Annotated in this window: 12 protein-coding genes; 6 read left to right on the forward strand and 6 right to left on the reverse strand. The window is 69.8% G+C overall.

Annotation, left to right across the window (positions count from 1 at the left end; all coding sequences use genetic code 11):
- Positions 1–23: 23 nt before the first annotated feature.
- Complete coding sequence (locus ACOQPP_RS12000) at positions 24–1,670, reverse strand: HD domain-containing protein (protein WP_419164867.1); 1,647 nt, start codon at positions 1,668–1,670, stop codon at positions 24–26.
- Between the two features lie 201 nt (positions 1,671–1,871).
- On the opposite strand from ACOQPP_RS12000, the gene ACOQPP_RS12005 reads away from it, so the two are divergent.
- Both ACOQPP_RS12005 and ACOQPP_RS12010 read left to right on the forward strand, forming a co-directional pair.
- Entirely contained in the window at positions 1,872–3,218 is a 1,347-nt protein-coding gene (locus ACOQPP_RS12005) for an amidohydrolase family protein (protein ID WP_419164866.1), read from the forward strand.
- Positions 3,219–3,325: 107 nt separating this feature from the next.
- Complete coding sequence (locus ACOQPP_RS12010; RefSeq protein ID WP_419164865.1) at positions 3,326–4,759, forward strand: glycosyltransferase; 1,434 nt, start codon at positions 3,326–3,328, stop codon at positions 4,757–4,759.
- On the opposite strand, the gene ACOQPP_RS12015 is transcribed toward ACOQPP_RS12010, so the two are convergent.
- Positions 4,649–5,989, reverse strand: a complete 1,341-nt coding sequence (locus ACOQPP_RS12015; protein ID WP_419164864.1) for a glycosyltransferase 87 family protein — start codon at positions 5,987–5,989, stop codon at positions 4,649–4,651. The genes ACOQPP_RS12010 and ACOQPP_RS12015 overlap by 111 nt on opposite strands.
- An 8-nt stretch (positions 5,990–5,997) precedes the next feature.
- Between ACOQPP_RS12015 and ACOQPP_RS12020 the strand changes: the two genes are divergently transcribed.
- Entirely contained in the window at positions 5,998–6,720 is a 723-nt protein-coding gene (locus tag ACOQPP_RS12020) for a glycosyltransferase family 2 protein (protein WP_419164863.1), read from the forward strand.
- Here the strand turns inward: ACOQPP_RS12020 and ACOQPP_RS12025 are convergent.
- From ACOQPP_RS12025 to ACOQPP_RS12035, 3 genes are all read right to left on the reverse strand, one after another.
- Positions 6,701–7,012: a hypothetical protein gene (locus ACOQPP_RS12025; RefSeq protein WP_420636590.1), complete on the reverse strand. Its 312-nt coding sequence runs from the start codon at positions 7,010–7,012 to the stop codon at positions 6,701–6,703. The genes ACOQPP_RS12020 and ACOQPP_RS12025 overlap by 20 nt on opposite strands.
- A gap of 12 nt (positions 7,013–7,024) precedes the next feature.
- A complete protein-coding gene (locus ACOQPP_RS12030) occupies positions 7,025–7,327 on the reverse strand; it encodes a hypothetical protein (protein WP_420636591.1) in 303 nt (100 codons plus the stop codon).
- A gap of 304 nt (positions 7,328–7,631) precedes the next feature.
- A complete protein-coding gene (locus tag ACOQPP_RS12035) occupies positions 7,632–7,811 on the reverse strand; it encodes a hypothetical protein (protein ID WP_419164860.1) in 180 nt (59 codons plus the stop codon).
- A 598-nt stretch (positions 7,812–8,409) separates the two neighbouring features.
- Here ACOQPP_RS12035 and ACOQPP_RS12040 point away from each other — a divergent pair.
- Positions 8,410–9,213, forward strand: a complete 804-nt coding sequence (locus ACOQPP_RS12040) for an SDR family oxidoreductase (RefSeq protein ID WP_419164859.1) — start codon at positions 8,410–8,412, stop codon at positions 9,211–9,213.
- Positions 9,214–9,273: 60 nt separating this feature from the next.
- On the opposite strand, the gene ACOQPP_RS12045 is transcribed toward ACOQPP_RS12040, so the two are convergent.
- Positions 9,274–10,731: an OmpA family protein gene (locus ACOQPP_RS12045; protein WP_419164858.1), complete on the reverse strand. Its 1,458-nt coding sequence runs from the start codon at positions 10,729–10,731 to the stop codon at positions 9,274–9,276.
- Between the two features lie 247 nt (positions 10,732–10,978).
- On the opposite strand from ACOQPP_RS12045, the gene pruA reads away from it, so the two are divergent.
- Both pruA and ACOQPP_RS12055 read left to right on the forward strand, forming a co-directional pair.
- The gene (gene pruA / locus ACOQPP_RS12050; protein WP_419164038.1) at positions 10,979–12,685 is read left to right on the forward strand and encodes an L-glutamate gamma-semialdehyde dehydrogenase; all 1,707 of its coding nucleotides are present in this window, start codon (positions 10,979–10,981) and stop codon (positions 12,683–12,685) included.
- Positions 12,682–13,674, forward strand: a complete 993-nt coding sequence (locus tag ACOQPP_RS12055; RefSeq protein ID WP_420636592.1) for an META domain-containing protein — start codon at positions 12,682–12,684, stop codon at positions 13,672–13,674. Before pruA ends, ACOQPP_RS12055 begins: the two co-directional genes overlap by 4 nt.
- Positions 13,675–13,677: the final 3 nt, after the last annotated feature.

The following is a 13,677-nucleotide window of genomic DNA, read 5'->3' on the forward strand; positions in this document are numbered from 1 at the left end:
CCGTTCAGTGAATGGGGCCTGAATTATACGGCCTGCGGCGGTTCATCGCCCGAATCGCTGCCCGGAGCGAAGTGGGGGCTGGGCTGGAGACTGCGCTCGAGGTCGAAGGTGACGTAGGGTTCGAGGCCGAAGAGGCGGGCGAACAGCTTCCCTTTCTTGCGGAGCGCCCACTGCTCCAGGAGCACGCTTCCGTTCCGCTCCAGGCGCAGTTCCAGACGGTCTTCGTGAAGGCGGGCTTCGACGCTTTGCACACGTTGCAGGTGCTCGCGGTCGAGCGAGTCGGCGATGCGGAGGAGGGCGGCGAGCTTCTCGACGCGCGCGCGGTCCGCCGCCGTCATGTCCCGGTACAGGTAGTGACCCTCGCGCGGCTCGGCGCGACGGTGATAGCGGGCCACGAGGGCGACGAGCGGCAGTTCATCCGGCGCGATGCCGGGGATCTCGCTGTGCAGGATGAGGTAGAGCGAATGCTTGTGGTGCCTAGCGTAGGAGATGTGCTGTCCTATGTCGTGGAGCAGCGCCCCGGCGAGCAGGATCCGCCGGTCGGGCGGATCGAGGCGATGCAGGTCGGCGAGCTGGTCGAAGAGGGAGACGGCGAGGGAGGCCACGTGACGCCCATGGTCTTCGTCGAACAGGTATCGCCGCCCCAGCGTCAGTGCGCCCTCGTGTACGATCCGCTCGAGCCGCCCCAGGCCGGCGCCGCTCGTCAGTTCGTCGACGAGGTCGAGGAGCGCCCCTTCCTTCACCCCGACCCCGGGAACGAGAATCCGGTCGGCACCCGCCAGCTCGGCGACGCGATCGTACACGATGGCGGCGGGAAGGATGACGTCGGCGCGGTCTTCGCGCAGGCCCAGGCGACCTATGCGCTGGCTGTAGGAGAGACGCGAGAACTCCTCGATCGCCGCACCGAGTTGGGCACGCGTGATCTCCGGCACGCCGTCGCTCCGGCTCCGGCCGGCCAGACGGGCGAGTGCCTCGATGTTCCCGCCGGTGGCGATCAGTTCGACCGGCGTCCAGTGCTTGCTCGCGTGCGGGATGCGGAGAGAGGCCGCGTACTCCGCGAGGAGGTTCGCGAAGTGCGCGGGCGCGTCGTCGGCCCCGGTCAGTTCATTGAGGAGTCGGACCGATCCCATCCGGTGCGACTCGCTCCACATGATCCCCGACCGGTCCGCGAGGGAGACTTCGACGCTGCCCCCGCCGAGGTCGACGAGCATCCACTTCGCGTCGCCGAAGTCGATTCGCGACCTCGCGGCGGTCCAGACGAGACGCGCTTCCTCCGTCCCGGAGATGAGGCGGATCGTGATGCCGGCTTCATCCTCGACGCGGCGCACGAGATCGGCGCCGTTGCGGCTCTCGCGAACCGCGCTCGTGGCGACGGCCCGGACGTGGTCGATGCCCAGACGATCGATCTCCCGCCGGAAGCGACAGAAACCCTCGACCGTCTTCTCGATCGCCGCGGCGGAGAGTTCGCCGGTGAGGAAGGCGGAGTGTCCCAGCCGGACGGGGACGCGCTCGCCGGACAACTCGGCGTACCGGTCCGGGGCGTGAAATTCAGCCGCGATGAACCGGAATGCGTTCGATCCCACGTCGATGGCGGCGACGCGCAGGGGAAACCCCAGGCGCGTTGGGCTGTCGAGTGCCGCGCCTCCGACCGACTGTCTCGCGTGGTGCATGTGGGGTGTGCGCAACTCCGCGTTCCAGTGGTCTCGAGCGCGGTGCCGGGCGCCGCCGGCACGAGACTCGCCCCGGGAGCTTCAACGTAGACGCGGCACCGGTAAAACACGACCCCGCCGTCACCCGTCGCCCGGACTTCTACCCTGCGGCGCCGGAACGGGTCATGTTGGGGATCTGACGACCACCACCCGGAGGCTCCGATGATGCACTTTCTTCGAGGGGTCGCCCCGTCCCGTCCCGTCGCGATCGCTCCAAGGGCCATCGCTCTGCTCGCGTGTCTGACGGGCCCGGCGGCGCTGGCCTGTCCGGCGTTGCTGGCGTGTCCGGCGTTGCTGGCGTGTCCGGCGTTGCTGGCGGGCCAGGGAGAACTCGCCTTCACGGGCGCGTCGGTGCTCGACCCCGGCGCGTCCGGCATCGTCACGAATGCGACCGTCGTCGTTCGCGACGGGCGCATCGTTTCGGTCGAGCCCGGAGGCGAGGCGCCGGCCGGAGCTCGCGTCATGGATCTGGCGGGTCGATACCTCGTGCCCGGCCTCATCGACGCGCACGTGCACATCGGGGACCTGGCGGCTGGCCGCCGGGCGCTCATGTCGGGGGTCACCACGGCCCGCAGCATGGGGAGCGGGTTCTTCGCGGATGTGGGTCTTCGCGAGCTGTTTCGGCGCGGCGTCTTCGCGGGTCCCGAGATCCTCGCGGCCGGTTACCACGTACGGCCGCGTCCGGCGGAGGGGCTCTTCCTCGACGAACCGGCGTTGAGCGACCTGCATGGCCGCGATGTCCGCGGGCCCGAGGCGCTGGGACGCGTGGCGGGCGCCATGCTCGACCGGGGCGTGGACTTCATCAAGGTCAACGCGACGGAGCGCGCGGGACTGCCGGAGACGGACCCGCGCAAGCCGTTCTTCACGGAGGCGGAACTCTCGGCGCTCGTAGCGGCGGCGTCCGGTGGCGGCGTGCCGGTGGCGGCGCATGCGCACGGCGACCGGGGGGGTCGCGCGGCCGTCGCGGCGGGCGTTCGCAGCATCGAGCACGGCACCTACCTGCGGGAGGAGACGCTGCACCTGATGCGCGAACGCGGGACCTTTCTCGTGCCGACGATCGCCGTCGTCTCGGATCTCACGCTTCCGGGAGGGGACTACGACGATCCGGTCCTTCAGGTGCGGGGTCGGCATATGCTGCCCCGGGTACGGGAGACCGCGGCCGCCGCCCATGCGCTGGGGGTGCCGCTCGTCGCCGCTACGGATACGGGGTACGGAGCGGAAAGCGTGCTCCGCCTGAGCCACGAACTCATCGAACTCGTCGGGATCGGGATGAGCGAACTCGATGCGATCCGGGCCGCGACCACGGTGGCGGCGGAGTTGCTCGGCGTCGGGGACCGGACGGGTCGCGTGGCCCCGGGCTTCGAGGCGGATCTCCTCGTGCTCGACCGGAATCCTCTCGAAGACATCGGACGGTACCAGGACGTACTGTTCGTGATGAGCGACGGGATCGTGGCTCTCGACCGGCTCGACTTCCGCGCGGACGAGGTCGGTGGCCGGCGCGTCCCCTGAGCGGTTCCAGGCGGGGCCGCGGGCAACTGGCGGCAGCCGCGGGGTAGAATGATTCCTGGGGGCACGCGCGGGAGGCGCACGCTGAGGAAGCCGGCCATGGAAGGGCGATGAGCGAGATCGGACAAGTTGCGTATCTGGCGCTGCTCGCCTTCCTGGCCCCGTTCGGGGCGCACCGCCTGCGACTTCTGTGGCTACGGGCGCGTCGGCCGGCCCGGGCCGAGCATCGCGCGTGGCGCGGGTCGCTTCCGACCGTCACGGTCCAGCTTCCGGTGTACAACGAAGCGAACGTGATCGAGCGGCTCATCGATGCGGCCTGCCGGCTCGATTATCCGACCGACCGCCTCGAGATACAGGTCCTCGACGATTCAGACGATGAGACCGTTGCCCTCGCGGGACGGCGGGTCCGCGCCTGGCGAGCCCGGGGCATCGACATCCGGCACATCCGCCGCCGGTCGCGCGAGGGTTTCAAGGCCGGGGCGCTGGCGCACGGCACATCGATCGCCCGCGGCGAATTCCTCGTCGTGCTGGACGCCGATTTCGTCCCGCCCCCCGGTCTGATCCGGGACCTCCTGCCGCCCTTCCAAGACCCCTCCGTGGGGGCGGTGCAGGCGGCGTGGGACCACCTGTCGCCGGACGCGAGCTGGCTCACGCGCGCTCAGGCGCTCTTCCTGGACGCGCACTTCGCCATCGAGCACGAGGCGCGCTACCGGGCGGGTCTCTTCTTCAACTTCAACGGCTCCGCCGGCATGTGGCGCAGGGGCTGCATCGAAGCGGCGGGAGGCTGGCAGAGCGATACGCTGACCGAGGATGTCGACCTCAGCTACCGCGCCCAGCTGGCGGGGTGGCGCTTCGTTTATCGCGACGACGTGCGGGTCCCGGCGGAACTGCCGTCGAGCCTGCGAGCGGTCGAGATTCAGCAGAGCCGCTGGACGCAGGGCGGCATTCAGAGCGCGCGGAAGCTGCTGCCGCGCATCTGGCGCGCGCATTTGCCCGCCGCGCACAAACTCGAGGCCACGGCCCATCTCGCGGGACACGTCGTCCACCCCCTGACGCTCACGATGGCGCTGGCGCTGGCGGGCGCGGGCTGGGTGGCGGGGACGGGGTTCGGTTTGCCCTCGATCGTGCACGCGTTCGCCCTTCTCCTCGCCACCGTTCCGTTCGTGCTCTTCTACGGGGCGGCGGGGTTGATCCGGAAACGCCGGGGGATCGCTCGGAGGATCGTCGAGGCGCTGCTCCTGGGGCTGGGGCTGGGCGTTCCGCTCACCTTCGCGGTGCTGCGGGGCGCCGGCGGCCGGCGGACCCCGTTCGCCCGCACGCCGAAGCGGGGTTTTTCGCCCACGGTGGGGTATCGGGCCCGGCTTGCGGGGGGGACCGCGCTGATCCGCTTCGGGCTGGCGGTCGCTCTGGCGGGCGCGGTCGTGAACGCGGCGCTACTCGGCTCCCCCGCGGCGATCCCGTTCACCGCCCTGTTCGCGGCGGGGTACGCGCTCACGTCGCGCGAGTGCCTGAGGACGCCGCCCTCTCCAGCCGTCCCGGGCTAGCAGGGCCAGGGGCGGACCGTGGATGAGCCAGGCCAGCCACGCCGGTTCCGGCCACGCGCCTGTGGACAGGTAGGCGTCGCGCCCCGCGTAGGCGAGGAAGACCGTGCCGCTGAGGAGGAGCCAGCCCCGGTTCAGCGACAGACAGGCGAACGGGAGCACCCAGAGCACATACCACGGGTGGAGCGTCGGCGACAGCAGGAGCGCGGACCCGATCGTCCAGAAGAGGGCGCGATCGAGCGCCCAGCGGCGGAGCGCCGCGTGGATGGCGAGGCCCCCGACGACGGCCGCCCCGATCCACCTGGGAAGATCGGGGTGGCCCGGAAGGAGCTCCAGGCCGCGGTAGAGGCCGGCGTTGAACTCCCAGATGTCGGCATACGTGCGGAGACCGCTGAAGAGCGAGGCGCCCGCGCCGGCGTACGGGAGGTAAAGCACGGCCGGCACCGCGAGTGCGACCGCCACGGCGAGCGCGGCCGCCCGGGTCCGCCGACCGCGGAGACGGCCGAGGGCGGGCACGGCCACGAGCGGCGCGAACTTCACCGATCCCCCGATCCCCAGCAGCGCACCCGCGCGCCACGCGGGCCCCGCCGCGCCGGCCAGCGCCACGGCCCCGAGCATCGGCGCCAGCCCGAGCGGGTCGAGGTGCCCGTTCCACGCGACTTCCACGATCACCAGCGGCGACCAGAGATAGAGGAGGAGCGGCAGCGGGCCGCGGCCCCGCGAGAGCCGGTGGACGAGCCACGCGACCGCGAGATCGGCCGCGAGCCACGCCAGCTTGAAGATCCACCAGGCCGGGCCGATCCAGGCCAGAAGCGCGAACACGAGCTGGGCGCCTGGGGGATAGATGGTGGGAATGTCGGGGTGATTGATGAGGGGCCACCAGTCCGTACGCAGTTCTTCGAGCGCCGGGGCGGAGGGGGGGAGGAGATAGGGATTCACGCCGTTTCGCTGCACCCAGCCATCCCACATGAACCGATAGATGTCCTCGGAAAGGAGCGGGGCGGCCGGGAACATCCCGGCCCGGAGCGCGATTCCGGCGATCCAGATCCGTCGCCGGTCCGTCGCCGTCCCCAATTGCGTCGTGCCGTACCGCGCCGCAAGCAGATAGGCGGCGAACGCCACCCCCCACAGCGCGAGCGGGGGGCCGGGGGTGCCCGAACCGCCCCAGGCCATCGTCCACAGGGCGGCCGCCTCCACGGCCACCAGTACCCAGAGCAACCGCGCACCGGTCATGCGAAGCCGTGCGGACCGCGATCCTGATCCCCGCCCGCGACGAGGCGGAGGCGCTCCCGCACCTGTTCGAGGCGCTGGGGGCGGAACGCGTCCGTCAGGTCGTGCTGGTGGACAACGGTTCGCGCGATGCTACGGCCGACATCGCCCGGGCGGCGGGGTCGCGGGTCGTGTACGAGCCACACGCCGGGTACGGCCGGGCCTGTCTCGCCGGTATCGAGTCGCTCCGCCCGGCCCCTCCGGACGTTCTCGTATTCCTCGACGCGGACGATTTCGCGGCGGCCGGGCAGTTCGACGTCCTGCTGCGCCCCATCGCAGAAGGCGAGGCGGACCTTGTGATCGGCGAGCGCGAGGCTGGCGCAGGGGGAGGGGTTCGCTGGCACGCGCGGCTCGGAAACAGGCTCGTGCTCGCCGCGATGCGCCGACTCTACGGTGCCGACATCCGCGACATGGGACCCTTTCGCGCCATCCGCTGGAGCACGCTGGAGTTGCTGAAACTCGACGACACGAATTACGGCTGGTATGTGCAAATGCAGGTACGCGCACTCCGGGCCCGAACGCGCGTGCGCGGCGCGCCGGTCCGGTTCGAGCGACGGACGATGGGCCGGTCCAAGGTGTCCGGAAGCCTTCCCGGCTCGATCCGCGCGGGCTGGGTCATGTTGCGCACGCTGGTCGTGGAGGTGGCGCGCCGAGACCCGGTTGGGGCCGGAACCGTCAGCCGCGAACAGCGGTGAGCAGCTGTTTCAGCATGACGTCGGGTAGTTCGCACGCCCGCCGGACCACCGAGGCCGCCGTCTCTTCCAGAAGAACCTGAGCAGTGTCGTACCGCTCGTCGCCGAGCCGAAACGAGAGTCTCCCCCGGGCGAGGTCGGCGGCGACCGGTTCGACGATGACCAGAACCTGCCAGCGGTCGCCCGACTCGTCGAGGACACCGACGACCGTCTCCTGCCCCGCGTCGTCCCACATGCGCAACTGGGGGCGCCCTTCCCCGGTCCCGTCGTTCCCGCCCGCCCGATGTCCAGCCATCCGCCCTCCGATTCAATCGGCTTCGCGGGCGTCCTCCTCGGAACGCTGTCGCCACAGGCCCATGAGGTACTTCTCGTACTGCTCCGGGGCGGTCTCGTAATCGCTGCGCCACGTCTCGAAGTCCGGGAGCGGAACGCTCTCCCTCAGGCGCTTGGTGGCCAACCGAACCATGGCCTTGAAGCCGAGCTCGCCGGGTCCGATTTCCTGCTCGCGGGCCTCTTCTTCAACGATTTCGTAGATGCGCTCATCAGCCAGGGAGAGAAAGACCTCGGTGAGTTGTGCAGAGCAGTAATCCGCGTATTTGGCCCGCAGCACTCCCTCATCGGATTCCGACCCTCTGTCGGTACCCCGACCGGCCCCTCGGTGCTCCGTCTCGGAGGACACTGCCATCCTCGGCTCGAGATCGCTGGCCACCCTCACTCCACCCGTGTTCCCAGCGCGATTTAGCCCCGGGTCGGGCGGGCGTCAACGCCACGCACCTGCGCTCCGGGGCGGGCGGAGGGAGAATCGCGACCCCCGGGGTGCGGGCCCGGGTCTCCCGGGGAGGTGTGAACAGGATCGCCTGGTGTCCCGTCCCGGAAATATCTCGGCTATTCGAGCGAATTTCCGGGACGCGACACTAGCGGCGCTCGGAAGCGCGGGCCGCCAACTCCTCGAAGATGATGCGCCGGGCGAGCACATACTGGATCGCCCGGCCCAGGAACTCGGGATCCCGCTGGCGCACATCTTCAACGTCCGCCGCGAGTTCCTTCGGGAGATCCACTACGACGTTGACGAAACTACGGTCGGATGGTGCCATCATATCGTGGGATACGCTCATCAAAACTGAAGTTCTTTCCCCGCATCGATACGGACCCTCGGCGGTCCGCGAAGATCCTGCCGATGCCTCCCCTGTCGCCGTTTGAGGATAGGGAACCGCCTTTGCCTCCGGCAAGCGGTCCTTTCCGCGGCGCCGGGAAAAGGGCGACACCGTCCATGACATGTAACAGGATATCCCATAAGTATTTATGTGAGTGTTGAATGATCGTCCAAAACTCTGGATCAGATGTGGATTCTGCTTCATGCGCGTTGCATGATCGTTGTATCGTTCTCTGCGTTCACGCTGCGGCAACGGGCGATAGAGCATCTGTAAGGGGCATCGCGAACTTCTTGCGTTCGGAAGCGTTTTTTCAAAAAAAACAAAGTCGCGGCCGAAGCGCCGCCGACGGTGGGGATCCGTCGCCGATCGCCGCGGAACGCGACGAACCGAGGCGCGGCCCGGCGGTCCGGGGGCCTCCTCCGGGCCGTCCGGCCGTGCGACCCGGAGAGCGGGCGGCTATGCTGAGCGCTTCTACCGCCGGGGACGCGGCAGACCGTGGCGGGATGAGGGTGCACTTCACGGAACGGGAGGGAGCGGCGTGACGGATTCGGCACCGGGGGCGTTGATTCTGGGTGCTTCGAGCGGCTTCGGCGAGGCGGCGGCGATCGCCTTCGCCGGGGCGGGCTACGACATCTACGGCGTGCATCTGGACCGGCGGGCCGGCCTCGTCCGCGTCGCGGAGATCGAAGCGTGCATCGCGGCGAGCGGTCGCCGGTCGATGTTCTTCAATGCGAATGCGGCCGCGGCGAAGAAGCGCGACCGGGTGCTGGACGAAATCGCCGACACCGCGGGAGCCGGATCGATTCGCGTACTCATGCACTCGCTGGCGTTCGGCACCCTTCGGCCCTTCGTCGGCGATGGCGACACGGCGATGAGCCCGGAGCAGATGAACATGACGCTGGATGTCATGGCCCACACTCTGGTCTACTGGACGCAGGGTCTGCTCGACCGCGGGCTCATGCGCGAGGGCGGCCGGATCTTCGCCATGACCTCCTCCGGGGGCGATCGGGTCATTCCCTCCTACGGTGCGGTCTCGGCCGCCAAGGCCGCGCTGGAATCGCATTGCCGGCAACTCGCGCTCGAACTTGCGCGCCGGGGGATCACGGTGAACGCCATCCGGGCCGGCGTCACCGACACGCCCGCGCTCCGAAAGATCCCGGGAGCCGAGCACATGATCGCGTCAGCGGCGGCCCAGAACCCGCACGGCCGGCTGGGCACGACCGGGGACGTCGCGCGCTGCATGGTGGCGCTCGCGGACGCCGAGACGGCGTGGATGACGGGGAACACGATCCGCGTGGACGGTGGCGAGGACTTCGTCGGCTCAAAACCTCCGGGAGACTGAGCGCAGGAAGCCGCGCGACCCGGCCGAACCCGTGGGGGAGTAGGACCCCCGCGGGCCCCTTCATCCGCCCGGCAGCGTCACGACGACCTCGATGCGCCGGTTCCTCGCCCGCCCTTCCTCGGTCTCGTTGCTCGCGATGGGGCGATCCTCACCCAACCCGACCGCCTCCACGCGCGACGACGGGATGGGTACGCGGGACAGGATGTGCTCGCGGACCGCGATCGCCCGCCGCTGGCTCAACGCCTGATTCCCGCGCGCTCCGCCCTGGGCGTCCGTGTGTCCCTCGATGCGGACCGCCGCCCCCGGGAACGTCGTGACCACGCGCTGCACCTTGGCGAGCAGAGGATGGAGGCTCTCGGAGATCTCCGCTTCGCTGGACTCGAAGGTGAGCCCATGCAGACGGAGGACGATCCGGTCCCCGGTCAGGAGCACCTCGCCCTCGGACGCGGTGAAAAGCCCCTGCACCTCGCGAAGCCGGGCCTCGCGCTCGCGGATCGCCAGCAGTTCATCCCTTGCTCCGGTGAACCGCTGCTCGAACTCGATCAGGCGACCCTCGGCGGACCCCAGCCGCGACTCGAGATCGGAAGTCCGGGCGCGTTCGTTCCCGAGCTCCGCCTCCAGCCGGGCGTTGTCGGCCCGAATCCGCTCGATCTCCGCGGCGAGCCGACTCGTCGTTTCGCCGGTATCGTTGCGCTGAGGCGTCACGCCGGCGACTTCGGCCAGGCGCGCAAGATCGTCTTCGTGCTCGTCGACGAGACGCTCGAGCAGTACCTCCCGCCGCCGCACACTGTCGGAGAGGGCGGCGATCCGGTGAGCTCGGCCGAAAGCCACGAGAGCCGCCTCTCCCGCCTGGCCGGGGCCGTCCTCGAGCCGGTTCATCTCGATGTCCGCCTCGCCGCTCGCCAGCAGCGCCTCGCCTTCGGCAAAGGTGGCCGGCGCCAACTCGCTCGCCCCCGCCGTCATGGCCGCGGCGCGGGCCTGGATGGCGGCGCCGAGAAACCGGTCGCGCCACGCCGCGCGCGCCGCGCGGCGATAGAGATCCGCGGCCCTCGCCGCTCGCACGCCCGCCTCGTCCAAATCGTCGCGCTCGAATCGACGGCCCGCTTCCAGCAGTTCGCCTTCCGCGCTCTCCCAGGCCTGGCGGGCCCGGGTCCCGGCCTCCGCCGACCGCGCCTCCACCCGCGCCGCGAGCGGCTCCCCGAACTGTGAGCGGCCGGCGGCCGCGATCCCCTCCGCGTCTTCCAGCCTCTGCTCCGCTTCGGTCAGCAACTCCCGGAAGCGGGCGTCCTCGCGACCGTCCTCCCAGCGGCGTACCGCATCGTCGAAGCGTTCCACGGCCGCCCGGAAGGTCTGTGGCGCCAGCAGGTGAACCGCGTTCTCGCGACCCGCGTCAACGCGGGCTTCCATCGCCCGCAGCAACGCCGCCCCCTCCTGCGCAAGTCCCGAGGCGGGACAGAGCAGGAGGGACAACGCGAGCCACACCGCGCGGGGGCCGATCAGGTGCTTCGCAAGCTCCATCTTGGTACTGAGATACCTCGCTCGATCCGGGCCGCCGCCGCGGACGACCATTGCCGGGACACCACGCCACGTATCGGGGTAGATTACTCGTCGGTGTGGTCCGCGATCAACCGGCGGGTACGCTCCCGGCGGCCCGAAAGTCCGTCTCGAGAGCCGCGTCGACGGGGTCGCGAACACCTTTCACTCTCACTCCCGGCGCGCCAGATTGGCCTTCCCTTCGCGAACGAAATCACCAGGGGGATTCTCGATGAGCCCATTTACCGCCGAGGTATTGGAAGCGGCCGCTGACGGCTCGCCCGCCGGCGACGAACGACCGGCGACCGGGAGCCAGGGCCGATTCACGATTCCTTCTCCCTCGAACGAACCGGTCCACGACTACGCCCCGGGCAGCCCCGAACGGACTGCGCTCAAGGCCGAACTTCGGCGCCAGAGTGGCGAGGTAGTCGAGATTCCGCTCATCATCGGAGGCCGCGAGGTCCGGACTTCGCGCACCTTCGATGTCACGATGCCGCATGACCACGGCCACGCGCTGGCCCGCTGCCATGTCGCCGGCGCGGCCGAGGCAGAGGCCGCCATCGGCGCGTCCCGCAAAGCCTGGACGGAGTGGTCGAACTGGGCCTGGGAGGATCGGGCCGCGATCCTGCTCCGCGCCGCGGAACTCCTGGCGGGCCCATGGAGGATGAAACTCAACGCGGCGACGATGCTCGGGCAGAGCAAGACGGCGCTCCAGGCCGAAATCGACGCGGCGTGCGAGACCGTCGACTTCTGGCGCTTCAATGCGTCGTTCGCCGCGCGCGTGTACGCGGAGCAGCCCGTCTCCGGCCCCGGGGTGTGGAACCGCATGGATCACCGCCCCCTGGAAGGGTTCATCTACGCGATCAGCCCCTTCAACTTCACGGCGATCGGGGCCAATCTGACCACGTCCCCCGCGCTCATGGGGAACGTCGCCGTGTGGAAGCCGTCCACCACCGGCGTGCTCGCCTCCTACTACGTCATGGAACTCCTCGAGGCAGCCGGTCTGCCCCCGGGCGTGATCAACTTCATCCCGGGGGTCGCCTCGGAGATCAGCGACGTTCTGCTCTCGAGCCGCGAACTGGGCGGCATCCACTTCACGGGATCGACCGGCACCTTCCAGCACCTGTGGAAGTCGGTCGCCCGGAACGTCGAGAACTATCGCGCCTACCCGCGGCTGGTGGGCGAGACCGGCGGCAAGGACTTCATCCTCGCCCACGAGAGCGCGGACCCCCGGGCGGTCGCGGTGGCCATCGTGCGCGGCGGCTTCGAGTACCAGGGACAGAAGTGCTCGGCGGCATCCCGCGTCTACATCCCCGACACGATGTGGGAAGAGGTGCGCGACCGCGCCGTCGCAATGACCGAGGAGTTGCGGATGGGCGACCCCGCAGACTTCCGGAACTTTGTCGGGGCCGTCATCGACCGGTCCGCGTTCGACAACATCAGGTCGTACATCGACCACGCGAAGACGTCGCCGGGGACGCGGGTCCTCGCCGGGGGCGGGTTTGACGACAGCCGCGGGTATTTCATCGAACCCACGCTGGTCGAAGCCGACGACCCCGCACACAAACTGATGTGCGAGGAGATCTTCGGTCCTGTCGTCACACTCCACCCCTATCGGGCTTCGGACTGGGGAGAGACGCTCGAACTCGTCGATGGCACGTCGCCCTACGCCCTCACCGGCGCGGTCTTCGCGCGCGACCGCGCGGCGGTGCGAAACGCGGGCGCCGTGCTGCGCAACGCGGCCGGCAACTACTACATCAACGACAAGCCCTCGGGCGCGGTCGTCGGCCAGCAGCCCTTCGGCGGCGGGCGGGCGAGCGGCACGAACGACAAGGCGGGCTCGGTCCTCAATCTGGTGCGCTGGGTCTCTCCGCGAACGATCAAGGAGACCTTCGACCCGCCCACCGACTACCGGTATCCGTTCATGGAGGCGGAGTGAGACGGGAAACCGTATTCGCGGGGCTGCTGGCCGCCGCGGTCGGCATCGGCGCGTGCGAGCGCGGACCCGAGCCGGCGTACCGTGAACTTCTGGAAGAGGGCGTCTTCCTCACGCTGGAGGGGGGCAGCGTCACCCTCAACGGAGGGTCGGGGGTCGGTGACGGCAACGTTCGGCACGAACTCTTGATGACGACGGAGGGAGATCTCGATTTCAACTCGGGGACGGACGCGGCCGCCGTCCTCGTCGCGGAACAGGGGCGGGAACGATTCCTGACGCTGCACGCCCTTCTCCGCGATGGCGAGGAGGCCGTGGACGTGTCGGCCCGGCTGATAGGGGATCGGATCGAAGTCCGGCGCATGGCGATCGAAGAGGGATTGATCCGGCTGGACGTCCGGATCCGGCGGCCCGGCGACCCGGTCACGGTGGCCCCGTCCGTCGACATCGTGCGGCACTTCGTGCTCACGAACCGGGGGGTCATCCCCATCCGGCTCACCGATGTCGTCGAGGAGGGGACCCGGGGGACCGCGGGGGCGGACGGAGCGGGATACGGCGCGGCGGCGGGAGCACGCGCGCTGCACACGCACGAATGGGAACTCGAGTCGTTCGACGTGGGGGAGTGGACCGCGGACCTCCGCGGCGTGGAGCCCGTAACGCTCCGATTCCTGGCCGAGGCCTTCGATGAGGCGGACGTTTCGGGGCAGGTGTCGGGTTTCACGGGCTGCAATCAGGTGTTCGGGAGTTTCCGCACCGCGGCGTCCGCGGCGCTCCGCTTCTACGGGCTCGCGACCACGCGGAGGAGCTGCCGCGGGCGGGGCGCGGAGGTCGAGCAGCGTCTCCGCGCGGCTCTGGGTTCCGTGCGCGCGTACCAGCTCTCGGGCGACCGGCTCGTACTGGCCCTCATCGACGGCGCGATCCGGTTCCGCGCCGGGGGGCGGCTGGTCCCGATCACACCCGAATCGTCGGATTCGGAGGAAACGGGAGACGGATAACGC

Source organism: Candidatus Palauibacter sp., assembly GCF_965222475.1.
Taxonomy (GTDB): Bacteria; Gemmatimonadota; Gemmatimonadetes; order Palauibacterales; family Palauibacteraceae; genus Palauibacter.

Bases quoted from the DNA above. Each gene is read 5' to 3' on its own strand.
- ACOQPP_RS12005 (WP_419164866.1), top strand. From the start codon at position 1,872: ATGATGCACTTTCTTCGAGGGGTCGCCCCGTCCCGTCCCGTCGCGATC.
- ACOQPP_RS12045 (WP_419164858.1), bottom strand. From the start codon at position 10,731: ATGGAGCTTGCGAAGCACCTGATCGGCCCCCGCGCGGTGTGGCTCGCG.
- pruA (WP_419164038.1), top strand. From the start codon at position 10,979: ATGAGCCCATTTACCGCCGAGGTATTGGAAGCGGCCGCTGACGGCTCG.
- ACOQPP_RS12015 (WP_419164864.1), bottom strand. From the start codon at position 5,989: ATGACCGGTGCGCGGTTGCTCTGGGTACTGGTGGCCGTGGAGGCGGCC.
- ACOQPP_RS12025 (WP_420636590.1), bottom strand. From the start codon at position 7,012: ATGGCTGGACATCGGGCGGGCGGGAACGACGGGACCGGGGAAGGGCGC.
- ACOQPP_RS12010 (WP_419164865.1), top strand. From the start codon at position 3,326: ATGAGCGAGATCGGACAAGTTGCGTATCTGGCGCTGCTCGCCTTCCTG.
- ACOQPP_RS12000 (WP_419164867.1), bottom strand. From the start codon at position 1,670: ATGCACCACGCGAGACAGTCGGTCGGAGGCGCGGCACTCGACAGCCCA.
- ACOQPP_RS12035 (WP_419164860.1), bottom strand. From the start codon at position 7,811: ATGGCACCATCCGACCGTAGTTTCGTCAACGTCGTAGTGGATCTCCCG.